General features: G+C 72.2%; 18 protein-coding genes and 1 tRNA gene. 9 read left to right on the forward strand and 10 right to left on the reverse strand.

Annotated features, from left to right (window positions below):
- Positions 1–92: 92 nt before the first annotated feature.
- Together ACFU5G_RS06165 and ACFU5G_RS06170 are read left to right on the forward strand one after the other, a co-directional pair.
- Positions 93–794: a hypothetical protein gene (locus tag ACFU5G_RS06165; protein ID WP_377241826.1), complete on the forward strand. Its 702-nt coding sequence runs from the start codon at positions 93–95 to the stop codon at positions 792–794.
- A 173-nt stretch (positions 795–967) separates the two neighbouring features.
- The gene (locus tag ACFU5G_RS06170) at positions 968–1,252 is read left to right on the forward strand and encodes a WXG100 family type VII secretion target (RefSeq protein WP_377241829.1); all 285 of its coding nucleotides are present in this window, start codon (positions 968–970) and stop codon (positions 1,250–1,252) included.
- A gap of 111 nt (positions 1,253–1,363) precedes the next feature.
- Here ACFU5G_RS06170 and groL read toward each other — a convergent pair whose 3' ends face one another.
- The 6 genes from groL to ACFU5G_RS06200 form a co-directional block, all read right to left on the reverse strand.
- Complete coding sequence (groL, locus tag ACFU5G_RS06175; RefSeq protein WP_377241831.1) at positions 1,364–2,992, reverse strand: chaperonin GroEL; 1,629 nt, start codon at positions 2,990–2,992, stop codon at positions 1,364–1,366.
- A 202-nt stretch (positions 2,993–3,194) separates the two neighbouring features.
- Complete coding sequence (locus tag ACFU5G_RS06180; protein ID WP_377241833.1) at positions 3,195–4,709, reverse strand: phytoene desaturase family protein; 1,515 nt, start codon at positions 4,707–4,709, stop codon at positions 3,195–3,197.
- A 228-nt stretch (positions 4,710–4,937) separates the two neighbouring features.
- Positions 4,938–5,141, reverse strand: a complete 204-nt coding sequence (locus ACFU5G_RS06185) for a cold-shock protein (protein WP_020017272.1) — start codon at positions 5,139–5,141, stop codon at positions 4,938–4,940.
- A gap of 205 nt (positions 5,142–5,346) precedes the next feature.
- A complete protein-coding gene (locus ACFU5G_RS06190; protein WP_377241835.1) occupies positions 5,347–5,979 on the reverse strand; it encodes a LytR C-terminal domain-containing protein in 633 nt (210 codons plus the stop codon).
- A gap of 42 nt (positions 5,980–6,021) precedes the next feature.
- Positions 6,022–6,375, reverse strand: a complete 354-nt coding sequence (locus tag ACFU5G_RS06195) for a DUF3263 domain-containing protein (RefSeq protein WP_377241837.1) — start codon at positions 6,373–6,375, stop codon at positions 6,022–6,024.
- 61 nt (positions 6,376–6,436) lie between these two features.
- Positions 6,437–7,099 carry a uracil-DNA glycosylase gene (locus tag ACFU5G_RS06200; protein WP_377241884.1) on the reverse strand — a complete coding sequence of 221 codons (663 nt, stop codon included), beginning with the start codon at positions 7,097–7,099 and terminating at the stop codon, positions 6,437–6,439.
- A gap of 250 nt (positions 7,100–7,349) precedes the next feature.
- Between ACFU5G_RS06200 and ACFU5G_RS06205 the strand changes: the two genes are divergently transcribed.
- The 3 genes from ACFU5G_RS06205 to ACFU5G_RS06215 all read left to right on the forward strand — a co-directional run bounded on the left by ACFU5G_RS06205 (position 7,350) and on the right by ACFU5G_RS06215 (position 10,364).
- Positions 7,350–8,108, forward strand: a complete 759-nt coding sequence (locus ACFU5G_RS06205) for an SGNH/GDSL hydrolase family protein (protein ID WP_377241886.1) — start codon at positions 7,350–7,352, stop codon at positions 8,106–8,108.
- Between the two features lie 134 nt (positions 8,109–8,242).
- Complete coding sequence (locus ACFU5G_RS06210; protein ID WP_377241839.1) at positions 8,243–9,775, forward strand: MFS transporter; 1,533 nt, start codon at positions 8,243–8,245, stop codon at positions 9,773–9,775.
- A 40-nt stretch (positions 9,776–9,815) separates the two neighbouring features.
- Positions 9,816–10,364: a TetR family transcriptional regulator gene (locus ACFU5G_RS06215; protein WP_377241841.1), complete on the forward strand. Its 549-nt coding sequence runs from the start codon at positions 9,816–9,818 to the stop codon at positions 10,362–10,364.
- Positions 10,365–10,380: 16 nt separating this feature from the next.
- On the opposite strand, the gene ACFU5G_RS06220 is transcribed toward ACFU5G_RS06215, so the two are convergent.
- Positions 10,381–11,064 (reverse strand): FadR/GntR family transcriptional regulator, encoded by a 684-nt coding sequence (locus tag ACFU5G_RS06220; RefSeq protein WP_377241843.1) that lies wholly within the window; start codon positions 11,062–11,064, stop codon positions 10,381–10,383.
- A gap of 48 nt (positions 11,065–11,112) precedes the next feature.
- On the opposite strand from ACFU5G_RS06220, the gene ACFU5G_RS06225 reads away from it, so the two are divergent.
- On the forward strand, positions 11,113–12,342 hold the full coding sequence (locus tag ACFU5G_RS06225) for a CynX/NimT family MFS transporter (protein ID WP_377241845.1): 1,230 nt from the start codon (positions 11,113–11,115) through the stop codon (positions 12,340–12,342).
- A 36-nt stretch (positions 12,343–12,378) separates the two neighbouring features.
- Positions 12,379–12,855 (forward strand): hypothetical protein, encoded by a 477-nt coding sequence (locus ACFU5G_RS06230; protein WP_377241847.1) that lies wholly within the window; start codon positions 12,379–12,381, stop codon positions 12,853–12,855.
- A 48-nt stretch (positions 12,856–12,903) separates the two neighbouring features.
- Here the strand turns inward: ACFU5G_RS06230 and ACFU5G_RS06235 are convergent.
- From ACFU5G_RS06235 to ACFU5G_RS06245, 3 genes are all read right to left on the reverse strand, one after another.
- Positions 12,904–12,979 (reverse strand) — tRNA-Thr (locus ACFU5G_RS06235).
- 135 nt (positions 12,980–13,114) lie between these two features.
- Positions 13,115–13,960: a DsbA family protein gene (locus ACFU5G_RS06240; protein WP_377241849.1), complete on the reverse strand. Its 846-nt coding sequence runs from the start codon at positions 13,958–13,960 to the stop codon at positions 13,115–13,117.
- 120 nt (positions 13,961–14,080) lie between these two features.
- Positions 14,081–15,886, reverse strand: coding sequence for a protein kinase (locus tag ACFU5G_RS06245; protein WP_377241851.1), 1,806 nt, complete (start codon positions 15,884–15,886; stop codon positions 14,081–14,083).
- 175 nt (positions 15,887–16,061) lie between these two features.
- Here ACFU5G_RS06245 and otsB point away from each other — a divergent pair, with 175 nt between their 5' ends.
- Together otsB and ACFU5G_RS06255 are read left to right on the forward strand one after the other, a co-directional pair.
- Entirely contained in the window at positions 16,062–18,386 is a 2,325-nt protein-coding gene (gene otsB / locus ACFU5G_RS06250; RefSeq protein ID WP_377241853.1) for a trehalose-phosphatase, read from the forward strand.
- 151 nt (positions 18,387–18,537) lie between these two features.
- Positions 18,538–19,656, forward strand: coding sequence for an ABC transporter ATP-binding protein (locus ACFU5G_RS06255; protein WP_377241855.1), 1,119 nt, complete (start codon positions 18,538–18,540; stop codon positions 19,654–19,656).
- The last annotated feature ends 62 nt before the right edge of the window (positions 19,657–19,718 follow it).

Below are 19,718 nucleotides of genomic sequence, written 5' to 3' on the forward strand. Positions count from 1 at the left end.
CCCCGGAACCCTGACCGCGGTAGCCGCCGCTGACCGTTTCGGTAATAGGCTGGTCGTGGAGTGACCGACATCGACCGTTAGGCAGAGTTCACATGGGCGTGCTGACGTCTGACGCGCCGCAGTGGTTCCTCAAGTCCTTCGTCCGGAGCGCGGTGGGCGCGGGGGCCACGGCGGACACCGACTCGATCGAGGAGGTCGGCCAGTCGCTCCTGGAGCGGTGGGCCGACGAGCACCGGCACTTCCACAACCTGCGCCACCTGGCCGCCGTGCTGCACCGCGTGGACGAGCTGGCCGAGGAGACGCACGAGCCGGACCTGGTGCGCCTCGCCGCCTGGTACCACGGCGCGGTGTTCAACGCGGAGCGCAAGGTCGCCGACGCGTCGCAGGGCGGCGAGCAGACCACGGCCTCCGCGATGCTCGCGCACGACGAGCTGACCCGGCTCGGGGTGCCCGAGCGGGCGGCGGACCGGGTCGCTGCCCTGGTGAACGCCATCGTCCGGCACGCGCCCGACCCCGCGGACTTCGACGCCGCGGTGCTCAACGACGCCGACCTCGCGATGCTCGCCGCCGAGCCGCAGCGCTACAAGGACTACAAGTCCGCGGTGCGCGCCGAGTACGCGCACATCCCCACTGGGGACTATCTCCGCGCCCGGATCCGCGTGATCGAGCGGCTGCTCGCCCGCAAGTCGCTCTTCCTGAGCCCCATGGGCGCCGCGTGGGAGGAGCCCGCGCGGCAGAACCTGGACATGGAGCTGCACCGGCTGCGCAAGGAGCAGGCGAAGCTCGACACCTGAGCGCCGGGGCGACAGACCCTCCGCTCGGCCCTGCAGCGGTTCGAGCGCGACCACACCCCCGCCTTCCACACCCCTGTGCACAACCACGCCCGATGCCGCCCCGTCGTCGCCGGCCGGGTGCCTAACGTCGGGTGACGACGCCGGACGGCCCGGCGCGCGGGGAGGTGAGGGCCATGCGGTTCGAGGTCGACAGCGACCAGGTGGAGCAGGCGAGCGCGGCGGTGGCGGGCTCGGTGGCGACGGTGCGCACGGAGGTGGGGGCGCTCATGCGCAACCTCGACGCCCTCCAGGCAACGTGGCAGGGTCCCGCCGCGGCGGCGTTCGGCGGCACGGTGGGCCAGTGGCGGGGCGCGCAGGCGCAGGTCGAGGGCGCCCTGGACGCGATCCAGGCCGCGCTGGCGGCGGCCGCCCGCACCTACGCGGAGGCCGAGGCGGCGGCCACGCGCATGTTCTCCTGACGCCAGCGCCCGCACAACGGCCGACGCCGGCCGGTCACCCTCCGCGTGAGAGGTTGACCGACCGGCGTCGGACGGGTGCGCGGGCCGAGGCCCGAGCGGGTCAGGCCGGACTCAGAAGTCCATGCCGCCCATGCCACCGGTCGGGTCGCCGGCCGGGGCGCCCACGGGCTCCGGCTTGTCGGCGACGACGGCCTCGGTGGTGAGGAACAGCGCGGCGATCGACGCGGCGTTCTGCAGCGCCGAGCGGGTCACCTTGACCGGGTCGTTGACGCCCGCGGCGAGCAGGTCCTCGTACTCGCCGGTCGCGGCGTTCAGGCCCTGGCCGGAGGGAAGGTTGCGCACCTTCTCCGCCACGACGCCGCCCTCGAGGCCGGCGTTCACGGCGATCTGCTTCAGCGGGGCGTCGATCGCGGCACGCACGATCGAGGCACCGGTCGCCTCGTCACCCTCGAGCTCGAGCTTGGCGAACGCGACGGCGCCGGCCTGGATGAGGGCCACGCCACCACCGGCGACGATGCCCTCCTCGACGGCAGCCTTGGCGTTGCGCACGGCGTCCTCGATGCGGTGCTTGCGCTCCTTGAGCTCCACCTCGGTGGCCGCGCCGGCCTTGATGACGGCAACGCCGCCGGCCAGCTTGGCGAGGCGCTCCTGCAGCTTCTCGCGGTCGTAGTCCGAGTCGGACTTGTCGATCTCGCTGCGGATCTGGTTCACGCGACCGGCGATGAGGTCGGCGTCGCCGGCACCCTCGACGATCGTGGTCTCGTCCTTGGTGACGACGACCTTGCGAGCCTGGCCGAGCTCCTCGAGCGTGGCGTTCTCCAGCTTGAGGCCGACGGTCTCGGTGATGACCTGGCCGCCGGTCAGGATCGCGATGTCCTGCAGCATGGCCTTGCGGCGGTCGCCGAAGCCCGGGGCCTTGACGGCGACGGACTTGAAGGTGCCACGGATCTTGTTCAGCACCAGGGTCGCCAGGGCCTCGCCCTCGACGTCCTCGGCGATGATGAGGAGCGACTTGCCCGACTTCATGACCTGGTCGAGCAGCGGCAGCATGTCCTTGACGTTCGAGATCTTCGACTCGACGATCAGGACGTACGGGTCCTCGAGCACGGCCTCCTGGCGCTCGGGGTCCGTCTCGAAGTAGCGGGCCAGGAAGCCCTTGTCGAAGCGCATGCCCTCGGTGAGCTCGAGCTCGAGGCCGAAGGTGTTCGACTCCTCGACGGTGATGACGCCTTCCTTGCCCACCTTGTCGAGGGCCTCGGCGATGAGCTCGCCGATCGCCGGGTCACCGGCCGAGATCGCGGCCGTGGCGGCGATCTCTTCCTTGGTCTCGATCTCCTTGGCAGCGTTCAGCAGCTGCTCGGTGACGGCCTCGGTGGCCTTCTCGATGCCGCGCTTGACGGCGATCGGGTTGGCACCGGCGGCAACGACGCGCAGGCCCTCCTTCACGAGCGCCTGGGCGAGCACGGTGGCGGTGGTGGTGCCGTCACCCGCGACGTCGTCCGTCTTCTTGGCGACCTCCTTGACGAGCTCCGCGCCGATCCGCTCGTAGGGGTCCTCGAGCTCGATCTCCTTGGCGATGGAGACACCGTCGTTGGTGATCGTGGGGGCGCCCCACTTCTTGTCCAGAACGACGTTGCGACCCTTCGGGCCGAGCGTGACCTTCACCGTGTCGGCGAGCTGGTTGAGCCCGCGCTCCATGCTCCGACGAGCGACCTCGTCGAAAGCGATGATCTTGGCCATGGGGATGAATCCTCCGCTGGTGGCTTGTCCAGGCCGGCCGGTGCCCGCGACGGACGGCAACCTCCGTGGCGATCACGTCTCGCCGCGGCAGGAGGCCTCACCATTCGACCCTGCTGTCACTCTCCAACGGAGAGTGCTAAGACATTATTGGCACTCGGACCATGAGAGTGCAAGGCGCGTACTCCGGGGGCGAACGCGGGCCCTACGCGGGCGCCAGCCCCGGGACGTGCCGGACGTCGAACTCCCGCAGCAGCGCCCGGCGCGCCGCGTGCCAGCCGCCCATGCCGTGCACGCCCGGCCCGGGCGGGGTCGACGCCGAGCAGAGGTACACGCCCTCGGCCACCTGGTACGGGTCGGGCGCGAGGGTCGGCCGGGCGAACATCTGCCAGATGCTGGCCGCCCCCGCGGAGATGTCGCCGCCCGGGTAGTTCGCGTTGTGCAGCTCCATCTGGCTGGCGGGTATGCACCGCGCGCCGACGACGACGTCGCGGAAGCCGGGCGCGAACCGCTCGATCTGCCGGGTGACCGCCTCGGTGAGGTCCTGCGTCGAGCCGGCGGGCACGTGGGCGTAGGTCCACAGCGGCCGCCTGGTTCCGCGCACGCGCCCCGGGTCGGCGACGCCCGGGTCGCTGAGCAGCACCATCGGCCGGTCGGGGTGCGTCCCGTTCGCGACGGCGTCCTCCGCGATGACCATCTCGGCGCGGGTGCCACCGACATGCACGGTCGACGCGCGCCCGACGTCGGACACCGTCCAGGGCACGGGCTCCGACAGCACGAAGTCGACCTTGGCGGCCGCGTTGCCGTACCGGAACCGGTGCAGGGCGGCCCGGCGCGGCATGCTGATCCGGTCGCCCATGATCGACAGCACGGCCCGCGGCGTGGTGTCGAAGAGGACGGCGCGGGCGGGCGGCAGGTCGTGCCAGTCCTCGACGGCGCGCCCGGTCTCGACGGTGCCGCCGTGCGCCTCCAGGTCACGGACGAGGGCGTCGGTGACGGCCTGCGAGCCGCCCACCGGGACCGCCCAGCCGCCGTCGGCGTGCGCGAGGGCCGCGAGGAGCAGAGCCGTGCCCGCGCCCGCGTACGACGGGAGCGGCGTGATGGCGTGCGCCGCGACGCCGGTGAGCAGCGCCTTTGCCTCCTCGGTAAGGAACCGGCGGTCCCAGCGCGGGCCGCCCTGCTCGAGGAGCGCGGCACCGAACCGCAGACCGGGTCGCACCGCCGAGGCGGCGCCCCACGCCGACGACGCCGGGCCGCCGCGCACGCCCTCCAGCATGCCGCGCACGGTCCGCTTGTCCCCGAGCGCGAGCGCGGTGATCTCGCGCCAGCTCTCGGCGAGGGGGCCGATCAGGTCGCGCCACGCGTCGCCGTCCGGCCCCAGGCCGTCCGCCGTCCGGTCGAGGTCACGGAAGGCGAGGCCCGCGCGACCACCGCCGAGCGGCTGGGCGTAGGCGATCTCGGGCGCGACGAGCTCCACACCGTGCGCGCCCAGGTCGAAGGCCCGGAAGAACGGCGAGGCCCACGCCATGGGGTGCACGGCGGAGCAGAGGTCGAAGACGAGGTCGTCGGCGAGCTCGGGAACGGGGAGCGTGCGTGCGCCTCCGCCGATCGTCGGCTGGGCCTCCAGGACCCGGACCCCGAGCCCGGCGCGCGCGAGCGTCACCGCGGCTGCCAGCCCGTTCGGGCCGGAGCCCACCACTACGGCGTCGAGGAGCGTCACCGACCCATCGAATCATGGTGCTCGCGGGGCTGGGGGTGCCGGGCGGGAACCAGAGCGAGCAGCCGCGGTACGGGCGGCTGCTCGATGGCGTCGGGCATCGTCGTCCGACATCGTGCGATACCGGTCGTCATCGACCGTCCAGTGCGGACGCCGGGGTCTGGGTCCCAGCATCCGTCGAGGGGGGTGGCGGGCGACGGGTGGGCAGTTCCCACCCGTCGTCCCATCGAGTCAGACTGGACGAACCTGTTCTGCCTGCGGGCCCTTCTGCCCCTGCCCCACCTCGTACTCGACTTCCTGACCCTCGTCGAGGGACCGGTAGCCGTCACTCTGGATCGCACTGTAGTGAACAAAAAGGTCCTGGCCGCCGGCAGTCGGGGTGATGAAGCCATACCCCTTCTCGGCGTTGAACCACTTGACGGTGCCCTGGGCCATGCGTAGTTCTCCTTGTACCTCTGCACGGGCCATGCGGTCGACCCGTGGTGGTTCGAGCCTAGTGGTCCGTCTCACACCAGGGAACCCTCTATGCCCGGTATGTGGCATTAAGCGCATGGCGAACGTGCAGGTCAGAGGGCTGCGGAGATAGCCAGGGAAGCGAATATCAGGCTGGTGGTACCGGTTGGCAACATCAACCGACGCCTTACTTGATGATGACGATGGCCGCGTACTGGGATGCCGTGACGTCCGCGGACTCGACCGCGTTGGTCGCACCGACCGCCTGTGCGACGGCCGCCGCGGTGTCGGCGCGCTCCGCGGCGTACAGCACGGTGGTCTCGGTGTAGCCCTGACCGAGCCCCGCTTCGTCGTCCGCGGGCGTGATGGTTCCGGTGAACCCGGCGGCGGTGATCTGGTCGGCAGCCGAACCGGCGGCACCGGCCACACCACTCGCATTGAGCACCTGCACCGCAGCGGTCAGGTCGGCGTCGGCCGGGTTGCCCGTCACCGACGACGACTCCTCGCCGGCGGGCTCCGATGCCTCGCCGCTGGGCTCGCCCGAAGGTTCACCCGAGGATTCACCCGACGGCGAGGCCGACGGGGAGACCGGTGCGGAGGCCGAGGGCGACGCGTCGCCCGATGCCTCGGCGCCACCACCGTCCCCGGACAGCAGCGTGATGCCACCCCACGCCACGGCGGCGCAGACTACGGCGACCAGCAGGAACGGCCAGGCCGAGCTCCAGCCACTGCGCGGCGCACGGTGCACACCCACTGGTGCGCCCCCGGGGACAGCGACGTCGAACTCGTCGGGCGGGTAGGGGTAGCCACTCTTCGTCACGGCAGAGAGAGTAGCGGGTTGTTGTGACAGAACGGTGCGTTCTCAGTGGTTCTCATCCGCCAACCGTCGTGTAGTACGTGCCCGTTGCCTGGTGGAACGGAGCCTGCGCAGGCGCTTGACCAGCATCGGGTCGTGCTCCAGGGCCGCCGGGGAATCGATCAGCGTATTGAGAACCTGGTAGTAACGCGTGGCCGTGAGCCCGAACAGCTCACGCGCCGCCTCCTCCTTGGCGCCGGCGTACTTCCACCACTGGCGCTCGAACGCGAGTATCTCGCGGTCCCGGTCGGAAAGTCCCCGATCGGCGCCCGCGACCTCGGGAGCGGGTGCCTCCACGTGCGCGACCAGCGTCTCGCCGGTCTGCTCGCCGTAGCCCGGGAGCATGTTCCTGTCGTCCACCTGAGTCCTTCTCACGTCGTCCACGCCGGCCGTCCGCCGGCACCAAGGCTGTGCCGCGTCCTTACGGCAGGCGCCAGTCGACCGGCTGCGCGCCCTGCTGCTCGAGGAGCGCGTTGGCCTTCGAGAACGGCTTCGAGCCGAAGAAGCCGCTGCGCGCCGACAGCGGCGACGGGTGCGCGCTCTCGACCACGGGGACGTCGCCGAGCCACGCCTTGAGGTTGCGCGCCTTCGCGCCCCACAGGATCGCCACGAGGGGCCCGCCGCGGGCCACCAGCGCGCGGATGGCGGCCTCGGTGACCTCCTCCCAGCCCTTGCCCGCGTGCGAGTCCGACGCGCCGGGACGGCAGGTGAGCGTCCTGTTCAGCAGCATGACGCCCTGGTCGGCCCAGGGGCGCAGGTCGCCGTTGCTCGCGATGGGCAGGCCGAGGTCGTCCTGCAGCTCCTTGTAGATGTTGACGAGCGACCGCGGGACCGGGCGCACGTCCGGCTGCACCGAGAACGACAGGCCCATGGCGTGCCCCGGCGTCGGGTACGGGTCCTGGCCCACGATCAGCACGCGCACGTCCGCCAGCGGACGCTTGAACGCGGCGAGCACGTTCTCCCCCGCCGGGACGTAGGTGCGCCCCTCGGCGACCTCGTTGCGCAGGAAGTCGCCCATCGCATGGATACGGGGCTCGACGTCGGCCAGGGCCTCGGCCCAGTCCGGCGCGATGACCTGCGACAACGGGGGCCGGCCAGCGGCAGCGGCGGCGTCGGCAGGGGGTGTCGGGTTCACGGTGGTCTCCACGTTCAGGAGGTTACCGGGACCCACTGACAGCGACCTTCTGTGCTGCCCGACACACCCACTTGTGACGACTCTTCACCGGGTTGGCGCAACAATGAGGAACGTGAGCGCGACGACGACCCCAGAACCGGAAGGCCCCTCCACCTCCCCCACCGCGACCGCCCCCGTCCGCTGGACGCGGTACATCGCCATGGGCGACTCCTTCACGGAGGGTCTGTGGGATCCGTATCCCGACGCCCCGGACGTGCAGCGCGGCTGGGCGGACAACCTCGCCGCCGCGCTCTCGGCACGCCGCATCGCGGCGGGCGAGGACCCGCTGGAGTACGCGAACCTCGCCATCCGCGGCCGCAAGCTGCGCCCGATCGTCGCCGAGCAGCTCGGCGCGACGCTCGACGCCAAGCCCGACCTCGTGTCCCTGGTCGCGGGCGGCAACGACATCCTGCGGGCCACCGCCGACATCGACACGATCTCGGGCGCGCTGGAGGACGCCGTCGCCAAGCTCCGGGCCTCCGGCGCCGAAGTCCTGATGGGCACGGGGTTCAAGGCAGGCGCCGCGCTGAGCTGGACCAACGGGCGGGTGGGCATCTTCAACGCGAACGTCTGGTCCATCGCCCGGCGCCACGACGCCCGCGTCGTGGACCTGTGGGGCATGCGGTCGCTGGCCGACCTGCGCGTCTGGTCCTCCGACCGCATCCACCTCACGCCCGAGGGGCACCAGCGGGTGGCCAACGCCGCCCTGGTCGCGCTGGGCCTGGAGCCGGACGACGCCGCCTACGACGTGCCGCTGGACGCCGCCCCGCCGGCGGCCTTCCGGGAGACGGCGCGTGCCAACGCCGCCTGGATGCGCCAGCACGTGGGCCCGTGGGTCAAGCGCCGCCTGACCGGCACCTCCAGCGGCGACGGCCGCTCCGCGAAGTGGCCGACGCCGGGGGCCTGGCCGCGCGCGTAGAACCTTCACCCGGCCCTACACTTTCGAGGGTGAATCTCAGTAGCCCCTCGGTGCTCGCACCGAGGGGCTACTGACGTCTCCACGACCCCGTCCTGACCGCGTAACTTAACCTTCTAGATGGTACATTTACAACCATGACGATGAGCCCTCCGCGCAGTGCGGGCACGTCCCAGCTCGGCACCGGGCGGCGCTGGACCCTCCTGGTCACCGTCGGCACCGGCCTGCTGCTGATCACCCTGGACAACTCGATCCTGTTCACGGCGCTGCCGACCCTCACGCGCGAGCTCGACGCGAGCTGGAGCGAGAGCCTGTGGATCATCAACGCCTATCCCCTGGTGATGACCGGCCTCCTGCTCGGCTCGGGCACGCTGGGCGACCGGTTCGGCCACCGGCGCATGTTCATCGCCGGGCTGGTGGTCTTCGGGTTCGCGTCCTTCCTGGCCGCGACGGCGCCCACGCCCGAGGTGCTGATCGCGGCCCGCGGGCTGCTCGCCGTCGGCGCGGCGGCGATGATGCCGGCCACGCTCGCGCTGATCCGCGTGACCTTCACGGACGAGCGCGAGCGGAACATCGCGATCAGCGTGTGGGGCAGCCTGTCGGTGGTCGGCGGCGCCCTCGGGCCGATCGTCGGCGGCGCGCTGCTGGCGCACTTCGCGTGGGGCTCGATCTTCCTGATCAACGTGCCGGTGGTCGTGCTGGCCGTCATCGTCGGCCTCGCCGTCGCACCGCAGGACGAACCGCATCCCGGGACCCGCTGGGACTTCGTCTCGTCCGTGCAGGCCCTGGTCACCCTGGTCGGGCTGGTGGTGCTCATCAAGGAGGTCGCCAAGGCCGACCGCTCGGGGACCGTCGTCCTCGGCGCGGCCGCGGTGGCGGTCGTGGGCTGGTTCGTCTTCGTGCGCCGGCAGCGCAAGCTGCCGTTCCCGCTGCTCGACCTGACGATCTTCCGCAACCCCGCGTTCTCGTCCGGGGTCCTGGCGGCGGCGATCGCCATGTTCGCGATGGGCGGCCTGCAGCTGGCCACGACGCAGCGGTTCCAGCTCGTGGCCGGGTTCACCCCGCTCGAGGCCGGGCTCCTCGTGGCCGCGATCGCCCTCGGCTCGCTGCCCTCCTCGCTGCTCGCCGGGGCGTTCCTCCACGTCGTGGGCCTGCGGGTGCTGATCGGCGGCGGCCTGGCCGTGGGCGCCGTCGGCGTGGCCGGCACGCTGTACGGCGTGCAGCAGGGCCTGTGGTGGCTGCTCGGGGGCCTGCTGGTGACCGGCCTCGGGCTCGGGGCGGCGATGTCGGTGGCGTCCACCGCGATCATCGGCAACGTGCCCGCCCGCCGGGCCGGCATGGCGTCCTCCGTGGAAGAGGTCTCCTACGAGTTCGGCAGCCTGGCCGCCGTCTCCCTGCTCGGCTCGCTCCTGACCACGATCTACACCGTGACCGTCCAGCTGCCCGACGGCGCGCCGCCCGAGGCAGCCAGGTCCATGACCGACGCCCTGACCGCCGAGGGCACCGGCCCCGAGGTGCTCGCCGCCGCCTTCGCCGCGTTCGGGAACAGCTACTGGGTGGTCATGGTGATCTGCGCCGCGGTCCTGGCGCTCGGCGCTATCGTCACCACGGTGCTGCTGCGGTCCTACGGGCCGGGGTCGGCATCCTCCGCCTACGGTTCGGGACACTGAACCGCACCCACTATCGCGACGCAGCCCCGCAGGAGACCCCGTGCGACCGAGCAACCGCGACCGCATCCTCGAATCCGCAGTGCGCCTGGTCCAGCGCGAGGGCGTCACGGCCGTGACGTTCGACTCCGTGGCGGCCGAGGCCGAGCTGACCCGCGGCGGGATCATGTACCACTTCCCCTCGCGTGAGGGGCTGCTCGTCGCCATCCACGAGCACCTGGCCGAGCGTTGGGAGAGGACGCTGGAGGCCGACGCCGGCCGCCCGGCCGACGAGCTCACCGCCGGCGAGCGGCTGGCCGCCTACATCCGCGTGAGCGCCGAGTCGGCGACCCGCGCGGAGCTGCAGCTCATGCTGGAGGCCGCCACCCGCCCCGAGTGGGCCGCGCCGTGGAGCGCCGTCCTGGAGCGGTGGGCGCCGGTGCCGGACGACGCCGAGGCCGACCCCGCCGCACTGTCCCTGCTGGTGGCCCGCCTCGCCGCCGACGGGCTGTGGATGTTCGAGTCGCTCGCCTACCGGTCGATGCCGGAGGCCCAGCGCCGCGCCGTCGCGGAACACCTGGTGCGGGCCGTGGCGGGGGCAGCAGGGGCCTGAGCGCGAGGGGCAGGGCTCAGGAGCCCTCGACGCGCGCCAGGAGCTCGTCCAGGAAGCCGCAGGCCTCGGCGACGGCCCGCTCCGGGTCCCGCTCGGCGATGGCGTCGGCCAGGTCCTCGTGGCCGATCTCGGGCGCGTGCTCGACGCCGGGCGTGATGGTGGACGTCGCGGCGACGCTCGCGGTGATGACCTCCGTCAGCCCCAGGTACAGCTCCGTCAGCAGCCCGTTGTGCCCGGCGCGGACGACGGCCCCGTGGAACTCGGCGTCCGTCCGCGCGAAGTCCTCCCAGCGTCCCTCCGCCAGCTCGGTCGCGCGGCGGGCGAGCAGGGCGCGCAGCTCGGCGACCTCCTCCTCGGTCCGCTCCGTGGCGGCCAGCCGGGCACCCTCGACCTCGAGGGTGCGCCGCACCTGCAGCACCTCGCGCAGCTCCGAACCGGCGAGCCGGCGGATGGCGCCGGAGACCTCGCTCGTGGCGCGGACGTAGGTGCCGTCCCCCTGGCGGACCTCCAGCAGGCCCGTGTGCGCGAGCGCGCGCACGGCCTCACGGATGGTGTTGCGGCCGACGCCGAGCTGCTCGCAGAGCTCGGGCTCGGTGGGGATGCGCTCGCCGATCGGCCACTCGCCCTCGCGGACGGCGGTCCGGAGCTGCTCGATGACCTGGTCGACGAGGCCGACCCGGTGGGTGGTGGCCAACGGCACAGTGGAATCCTTTCGTCCAATCATCCTACGTATGCCATCGTAGCGGTCATGCGCGTCGAACACAGTGGACCTGGCCTGGAAGCTGAGCTGGACGGCGCCGTGGAGATCCGGACCCCGGGTGTGGTCGCCGCCGGGGCGCTGCTCGCGGTCGCCGTGGTGCTCGTCGCCCTCAACCTGCGCCCGGCCATCACCGGCGTCGGCCCGATGCTCGAGGAGATGCGCGTCGACCTGGGGGTCTCCGCGGTCTGGGCGGGCGTGCTGACGACGCTGCCGACGCTGTGCTTCGCCGGCGCGGGCCTCGTCGCGCCGCTGCTGGCCCGCCGCGCCGGGATCGGCGCCGCCATCGCGGTCGCGCTGACCACGCTCGCCGGCGGGCTCGTGCTGCGCGTGCTCGACGGGCCGTTCGTGGTGCTCGGCGGCACCCTCGTCGCCACCGCCGGGATCGCCCTGGTCAACGTGCTGATCCCGGTCGTCATCAAGGACTCCTTCCCGGCCCGCATCGGCCTCATGACCGGCGTCTACACCGCGGCCCTGCAGGGCGGCGGCGCCCTCGGGTCGGCGGTGACGCCGCAGCTCGGCGACGCGTTCGGCGGCTGGCGCCCCGCGCTGGGTGCTTGGGCGGTGCTGGCCGTCGTCGCGTTGCTGGTGTGGCTCGTCGCGGCCCGCGGCTCGGGCCGGGCGCCCCGTCGGACCGAGACCGCCGACGGCGGACGCTCGCTGCTGCGCAACCGCCTGGCCTGGATCGTCACCGGTTTCTTCGGCCTGCAGGGCTTCTACGCGTACGCCGCCATGGGCTGGTTCCCGCAGGTCCTGATGGACGCCGGCGTGCCCCGCTCCGAAGCCGGGCTGCTGATGGGCCTGGTCTCGCTGGTCGCCGTGCCGATCAGCCTGTTCGTCGCTCCCCTGGCCGCGCGCGGGCGCGGACAGGGCGGGTGGATCATCGCGCTCAGCGTCCTGGGCGTCGCCGGGACGGCCGGCCTGATGCTGGCCCCGGCCTGGTCGCCGCTGCTGTGGAGCCTGCTGGCCGGCCTCGGGATGAGCGTGTTCTCCCTCGCCCTGACCGTGATCGCGCTGCGTGCGCGGACCGGCGCCGACACCGCCCGGCTGTCCGGGATGGCGCAGGGCTTCGGGTACCTCTTCGCCGCGCTCGGGCCGTTCCTGTTCGGCCTGCTGCACGACGTCACGGGCAGCTGGTTCGTCCCGCTGGCCATGCTCCTGGCGGTGCTGGTGGCCCAGATGGTCTTCGGCGCGCTCGCCGGCCGCCGCCGGTACGTCTGACGACACCTGAGACGGAGCGGTCGCTACCCTCGCCTCGTGGACGTATCGGATGGGTTAGGAATCCTGGCAGCGCTCCCCGCCATACTCGTCGGGGTACAGACAGCTCTTGGCCTGTTCTTCGACTTCACGTCCGGGCGTGAGCGGCGATTGCGCCGCCTCCTGACTCTTCACTCGGCCATGCCCGAGGGGCGAGGCAGGGCTGCGCTGGAAGAGGCCGCCAACGGCTTGGCCGTGCAGGTCGCGCTGCAGACGAACCCAGAAGTCGGCACGCCCCGACGCCGCCGCAGGATCGACCGCAGCAACCTCGCCACCATGATCCTCGTCTCCGTGGTGGGCGGCGGTGTCACCTGGGGAATCTGGCAGCTTGGCATCTTGACGCCATGGGCATGGCTCCAGTGGACACTTTGGATCATCGCCAGCCTGGTTCTCGCGTTCGTCACGCTGATGGTCACCCTCGGCGGGCTTTCACGTCTCTTCGTCGACGAAGAGCACGAGAACACCTCGAAGCACTAGGAACGACAGCAGGCCAGCACCGGAACGGCACTGACCTGCTGTGGAGCGTGGAGCCGCCTGTCGGGTTCGAACCGACGACCTTCCGCTTACAAGGCGGGAGCTCTACCAGCTGAGCTAAGGCGGCGGGCGGGGAACAGCCTAACCGTTTCTGCCGCCGTCAGCCGAGTCCCGGACCAGCGGGTCGGCGGAACGCCCCGGACACAGACGGGCGGGGCCCCGGACCGCAGCCCGGGACCCCGCCGTCGTCCTACCTGACTGCCTACTCGGACGGCGAGGCGGAGGGCTCGGAGCTCGGCTCCTCGCCCGTAATCGCAGCGGACAGCGCGCCCGGGGTCTGCCAGCTCTCGAACCGCTTGCCGTCGATCAGGACGCTCGGCGTCCCGAGCTGACCCGTGTCCGGGCTGACCACGGCGGGGTCGCTGCCCGCGACCGACGTGGCGGCCTCGACCCACTCGCGGTAGGTGTCCTCCGCGTCACCGTCGGTGATCCCCGCGGCGACCTCGGCCGGCACGCCCGCCTGCTCGGCGACCTGGGCGATCTGCTCGTCGGTCAGACCCGGCGTCTGCTCCTGCGGCTGGCTCGCGAACATCGCGTCGTGGAAGGCGGCGAACTGCTCGGGCGCCCGGTCGGCGACCCAGGCAGCGGCCGAGGCGGCACGCGTCGAGTAGTCGGTGCCCTGCGACACGCGGTCCAGGATGGCGACCGGGTGCACGATGAACGTGACGTCACCGGCCTCGCGCATCTCGGCGATGCTCGCACTGTTGGTCTGCTCGAACTGGCCGCAGATGGGGCACATGTAGTCGACGTAGACGTCGAGCGTCTTCGCGCCCTCGTTCGAGGTGCCCGCGACGCCGTCGGCGCCGATCGGGATGCCCGTGTCCTGAACCACGCCGGCCGGGATGTTCTCGACCTTCTCCATGGGCGTCTTCTGGGACTCCATGAAGATCATGACGACAGCTACGACCAGGACGATGACTCCCAGCCCGAGCGCGCCGAGCACGATGAGGCGGTTGCGCTTCTCGCTCGCCTGCTGCTTCTTCTGAAGTGCAAGGGCCTCGGCACGGGCCGCGTCGCGGCGCTGTGCCTTGGTCTGATTCGTCGACATCGGGGTCCTTCGAGATGCGGGCCAATGGGGCGAGGCGCGACACGCGCCTTCACCCAGCCTACTAGCGTCCGCTGGGAGACTGCTGAACGTTTCTGTACGTTCCCGACACCCGGTCGAGCGTCACCACGTGACGGAAGGCCGGTCGCCCAGCGGCCACCAGTGGACGTCCACCGGAGTGCCGAACAGGGGCACCGCCGCGAGCAGCGCGAGCGCCAGCACGACCAGCGTGACGATGGTCCTGGTGCCCCTCGTCGGGGCGATCCGGCGCAGCAGCGGCCCGGCCCCGACCCGCGTCCCGTACGACGCCGGTCCCCACCACGTCACGACCACCGTGACCAGCATCGCGACGCCGAGCACCAGGCTGTCGACGATGGGCTGGTTCATACCGCCCACCGACCGGGCCTCGACCGTCGGGATGGGGGCGATGATCACGTTGCCGGGCGCGAACAGCATGAGCCCCAGCAGCACCACGATCACCCCGGCGCAGAGGCCGACGGCCGCGGCCGGCAGCACGCCGAACACGGCGCGCACCAGGTGCCACGGGGAGAGCAGCGTCGCCACCAGCGCGTCGGCGCGGCTCGGCCCGCGCCGCTGCCGGCGGCCGCGGAACTCCTCGACCGCGATGCCGGCCAGGCGGGTCACGATCAGGAGCACGACGAACACGATGACGGCGACACCGGGCCGCGTGGCGGCGAGCGCCACGAGCGCGAGGGTGAGGGTCAGGAAGAGCGCACGGAAGCCGGTGACCCGCGCGGGGTTGGTCTGCTCCGGCACGAGGGACGGGGCCGGCAGGGCGCCGGGGCCCGGCGAGCCGACGGCGCGTCCCGTGACCGACCGGCCCCTGGGGGTCGGCGCCAGGTCGCTGACGCCGCCCACGGGGTTGCGTGCGGCCGCGGCGGCTCCGGCGGCGGCTCCGGCGGCCGCCCCGACGCCCGCGCCGCCGGCCGCGGCGGACACCGGCCGCCGCCGGGGCAGCAGGCCCTTCGGCATGACGCGGGTGGATCCCCCGCCGCCGACCACGATGGTCCCGTCGTCGGCGGAGTCGAGATCTGCGGTCCTGGCGTCGTCGCCGCCGGAGGTGGCCGCGACGAACGCCTCGGACTCGGCCTTCAGCGCCCGAGCCACCTCGTTGGGGCCCCACCGCTCGGCGGGCACGGCCCGGAGCGCGGCGGCGAGCGCACGGCCGACGCGCGGCTCCAGCCCGTCGAGGTCGGCCTGGCCCTGCCGCGAGCGCCGCAGCACCAGCTCGGTGGGCCGGACGCCGAACGGCGCGCGGCCGGTGCCGGCGAACGCGAGCACCGCGGACCAGGACCACCAGTCGGTGTCGGGGCCGGGCTCGGCGCCGTCGAGCAGCTCGGGGGCGAGGTAGCCGGGGGTGCCCATGACGAACCCGGTCCGGGTGGCCCGGGGGTCGCCCGGGCCCTGCGCGAGCCCGAAGTCGATGAGGACGGGCCCGGTGCGCGCGATGAGCACGTTGGAGGGGGTCAGGTCGCGGTGCACGACGCCGGTGCCGTGCACGGCCTCGAGGGCGTCGGCGAGCTGGTCGGCGAGCTCGAAGAGGTCCCGGGGGTCGAGCGGCCCGCGGGCGTCGATCTCCTCCTCGAGGGTGGGGCCCTCGACGAGCTCGGTGACGATGAAGGCGTCCGCGCCGTCGAGCTCGGCGTCCAGCACGCGGGCCACGGCCGGGTGGCGCAGGCCCTGCAGCGCGGTGGCCTCGCGGCGCAGGCGTTCGCGGGCGGCGGGGTCGTCGAGGTGGCGGTGCAGCATCTTGAGGGCGACGGCGTTGCCGCCGTCGTCCAGGGCGCGGTAGACGGCGCCCATGGCGCCGGACCCGATCTCGTGCACGACCGTGTAACCGCCCAGCTTCGAACCGGCAGCGGGGCCGGAGCCGGGCGGGAGCGCGATCGACGCCTCCGCCTCCTCCATGAGGCACACCGTAGTCGTCGCGGACGGCGGACGCCCGCCAACATCCAGCCCCTGACCAGCACCGCGGCGTACCGACGTTCGAGTGGGAGCCGACCTCGTTACTCTGAGCAGGGAAGAGACCTCGCTACTCTTGACACTGCACAGATAGAATCTTCCACACATAAGGAGCAGTACATTGCCGGGTAAAGACGGGTACGATCTGGTCGTCGTCGCGAACCGGCTCCCGGTCGACTTCACGGTCGGCCCAGACGGTGGTCTCACCTGGCAGAGGTCACCGGGCGGCCTGGTCACGGCCCTGGAACCGGTGATGCAGGGCGCGGACGGCGCCTGGGTCGGCTGGTCCGGCGCCCCGGACCTCGCGCACGAGCCCTTCGAGGCGGACGGCGTCATGCTGGTGCCGGTCACGCTGAGCGGCACCGAGATCGAGCGCTACTACGAGGGGTTCTCGAACGACACCCTCTGGCCGCTCTACCACGACGTCATCGCCCCGCCCGCCTACCACCGGCAGTGGTGGGACGCCTACCGCCGCGTCAACCAGCGCTTCGCCGACGCCGCCGCGGAACAGGCCGCCGAGGGCGCCGTCGTCTGGGTGCACGACTACCAGCTCCAGCTCGTCCCCCGCATGCTGCGCGACCTGCGCCCGGACCTGCGCATCGGGTTCTTCGACCACATCCCGTTCCCCCCGGTCGAGCTGTTCGCGCAGCTCCCGTGGCGGCGGCAGATCATCGACGGCCTGCTCGGCGCGGACCTCGTGGGCTTCCAGCGCAACGGCGACGCTGCGAACTTCGTGCGGTCCGCCCGCCGGCTCACGGGCTACACCACCCGCGGCCCCGTCATCACCATCCCGGACGCCGACGGGCGGCCCGGCCGGCACGTGCGCGCGTCGTCGTTCCCCATCTCGATCGACTCCCACCGGTTCGACACCCTGGCGCGCACGCCCGAGGTGCAGGCCCGCGCCAAGGAGATCAAGGCCGACCTCGGCAACCCGGACACGCTGATGCTGGGCGTGGACCGCCTCGACTACACCAAGGGCATCCGGCACCGCATCAAGGCGTACGGCGAGCTGCTCGACGACGGCCGCCTCAACGTCGAGCACGCCACCCTCGTGCAGGTCGCCAGCCCGAGCCGCGAGAACGTGGGCGCCTACCAGGATCTCCGTGAGCACGTCGAGGTCCTCGTGGGCCGCATCAACGGCGAGTACGGCGAGCTGGGCCACTCCGCGATCCACTACCTGCACCACTCCTACCCGCCCGAGGAGATGGCCGCGCTCTACCTCGCGGCCGACGTGCTGCTGGTCACCTCGCTGCGCGACGGCATGAACCTGGTCGCCAAGGAGTACATCGCCGCCCGCTCCGACGAGCGGGGCGCCCTGGTGCTGAGCGAGTTCACCGGCGCCGCCGACGAGCTCTCCCCCGGCCCCCTGCTGGTCAACCCGCACGACATCGACGGCATGAAGGACATCATCGTGGCCGCCGCGACCATGGACCCCAAGGAGCAGCGCCGGCGCATGCGCCGCCTGCGCCGCAAGGTCCTCGCGGACGACGTCGCCAAGTGGTCCGAGACCTTCCTGGGGGTGCTCACCGCGGTACCGCCCCGGCCGCTCAGCGTGGACCCGCGCGCCGCGGAGCCCCGCCATCACAACCTCCGGGACGCGCTGACGGCGTTCACCACCCTGCCGGAGGGCGTGCCCGCCAAGGGCCTGGCCCGGATGAGCAACGGCAACGGGCGGCGCAAGAAGCCGACGACCGGCTGGCTGCTCGCCTCCGACTTCGACGGCACGCTCGCGCCCCTGGTCGACGACCCCAAGTCGTCCGCCATGACCCGCGCGGCCCGCGCCGCGATCGAGCAGCTGCACGCCCTTACGCACGAAGCCCCGGTGCGCCTGGCATTCGTCTCCGGGCGCGACCTGTCCGACCTCGCCGAGCGCACCGTGGCCCCCGAGGGCACGTTCCTCGTCGGCAGCCACGGGGCCGAGGCCGGCCGGGCCACCAGCTCCGGCGTCGAGCAGGTGCCGTTCCGCCTGACGACCACCCAGTCCGCACAGCTGGACGCGCTCGTGGCGGGCTTCGAGTCCGCCGTCTCGGGCCGGGAGGGGGCGTGGGTGCAGGTCAAGCCCGCCGCCGCCGTCGTGCACACGCGCCTGGCGAGCGTGGACGACGCCGCGGCCATCACCGTGGCCGCCGACGAGGTGGCCGCCAACCAGGGGCTGCCCGCCATGCACGGCAAGGACGTGGTCGAGGTCTCGGTGGTGCCCACCAGCAAGGGCGAGGCGCTGCGCCGCCTGCGCGGCACCGTGGCGGCCGAGCTGGGCGTCGAGAAGGTCCGCGTCCTGTACGCGGGCGACGACACCACCGACGAGGCGGCCTTCAGCGCGCTGGAGTCCGGCGACCTGACGATCAAGGTGGGCACGGGCGACACCCTCGCGTCCCACCGCGTGCCCGACCCCGACGCGCTCGCCGCCGTCCTGGCCGGCCTCGCCCGCACCCTGGGCGAGGAGTGACCTGCCTGTGACCTGGTCTGTACCGCGACCTTGACCAACCGGGGTACGATCGCGCTGCAACAGTGTCACCGCCGACACGTCAGTGGAAGCAACGGCACCCGACCACAACGGATCGTCCGGCACGTACCTGCCGGTGGAGGGATGTTTTCTCATGGCTACGGTCACCTTTGACCACGCGACGCGCGTCTACCCGGGCACGGAGCGCCCGGCTGTCGACCAGCTGAACCTGGAGATCGAGGACGGCGAGTTCCTCGTCCTCGTCGGCCCGTCCGGCTGCGGTAAGTCCACCTCGCTGCGCATGCTCGCGGGTCTCGAGGACGTCAACGGCGGGCACATCTTCATCGGTGACCGGGACGTCACCGACGTGCAGCCCAAGGACCGCGACATCGCGATGGTGTTCCAGAACTACGCGCTGTACCCGCACATGTCGGTGGCGGACAACATGGGCTTCGCCCTGAAGATCGCGGGCACCCCGAAGGCGGAGATCCGCCAGCGGGTCGAGGAGGCCGCGAAGATCCTCGACCTCACCGAGTACCTGGACCGCAAGCCGAAGGCCCTCTCGGGTGGCCAGCGTCAGCGTGTCGCCATGGGCCGCGCCATCGTGCGCCAGCCGCAGGTGTTCCTCATGGACGAGCCGCTGTCGAACCTCGACGCCAAGCTCCGCGTCCAGACCCGTACGCAGATCGCGTCGCTGCAGCGCCGCCTGGGCGTCACCACGGTCTACGTGACCCACGACCAGACCGAGGCCCTCACGATGGGCGACCGCATCGCGGTCCTCAACGGCGGCATCCTGCAGCAGGTCGGCACCCCGCGTGAGATGTACGACCGCCCGAACAACGTGTTCGTCGCCGGCTTCATCGGCTCGCCCGCCATGAACATCGGCACGTTCGACGTCAAGGAGGGTGGCGTCAAGGTCGGCTCGGCCAGCGTCCCCCTGGAGCGTTCGATCGCCAGCAGCCTCAGCGAGGCCGACGGCGGCAAGGTCACCCTGGGCTTCCGTCCCGAGGCCCTCGACGTCGTCCCGTCCGGCACCGCCGGCTCGTTCGAGGTCGAGGTCAACCTGGTCGAGGAGCTCGGCTCCGACGCCTTCGTCTACGGCTCGCTCAAGGGCGACGCCGCCGACGTCGACCTCTCGGCCGGCGACACCAACCAGGTCATCGTGCGCATCGACCCGCGCGGTGTGCCGGACAAGGGTGACGTCATCTCCGTCGCCATCCAGGCCGGTCACTCGCACGTGTTCTCCGCGACCTCGGGTGAGCGCCTCGGCTGAGCCGAGCCACCCTCGCCGAGGTAGAACCGTGGCGAAGTAGAACTGTGGCGAGATAGAACGTC

The sequence above is a fragment of the Promicromonospora sp. NPDC057488 genome (assembly GCF_042802395.1).
In the GTDB taxonomy this organism is placed as follows: domain Bacteria; phylum Actinomycetota; class Actinomycetes; order Actinomycetales; family Cellulomonadaceae; genus Promicromonospora.

Excerpts from the sequence above, each read along its gene's own strand:
- ACFU5G_RS06165 (WP_377241826.1), top strand. The coding sequence starts at position 93 with ATGGGCGTGCTGACGTCTGACGCGCCGCAGTGGTTCCTCAAGTCCTTC.
- ACFU5G_RS06170 (WP_377241829.1), top strand. The coding sequence starts at position 968 with ATGCGGTTCGAGGTCGACAGCGACCAGGTGGAGCAGGCGAGCGCGGCG.
- groL (WP_377241831.1), bottom strand. The coding sequence starts at position 2,992 with ATGGCCAAGATCATCGCTTTCGACGAGGTCGCTCGTCGGAGCATGGAG.
- ACFU5G_RS06185 (WP_020017272.1), bottom strand. The coding sequence starts at position 5,141 with ATGGCCCAGGGCACCGTCAAGTGGTTCAACGCCGAGAAGGGGTATGGC.
- ACFU5G_RS06205 (WP_377241886.1), top strand. The coding sequence starts at position 7,350 with ATGGGCGACTCCTTCACGGAGGGTCTGTGGGATCCGTATCCCGACGCC.
- ACFU5G_RS06210 (WP_377241839.1), top strand. The coding sequence starts at position 8,243 with ATGACGATGAGCCCTCCGCGCAGTGCGGGCACGTCCCAGCTCGGCACC.
- ACFU5G_RS06225 (WP_377241845.1), top strand. The coding sequence starts at position 11,113 with ATGCGCGTCGAACACAGTGGACCTGGCCTGGAAGCTGAGCTGGACGGC.
- ACFU5G_RS06240 (WP_377241849.1), bottom strand. The coding sequence starts at position 13,960 with ATGTCGACGAATCAGACCAAGGCACAGCGCCGCGACGCGGCCCGTGCC.
- ACFU5G_RS06245 (WP_377241851.1), bottom strand. The coding sequence starts at position 15,886 with ATGGAGGAGGCGGAGGCGTCGATCGCGCTCCCGCCCGGCTCCGGCCCC.
- ACFU5G_RS06255 (WP_377241855.1), top strand. The coding sequence starts at position 18,538 with ATGGCTACGGTCACCTTTGACCACGCGACGCGCGTCTACCCGGGCACG.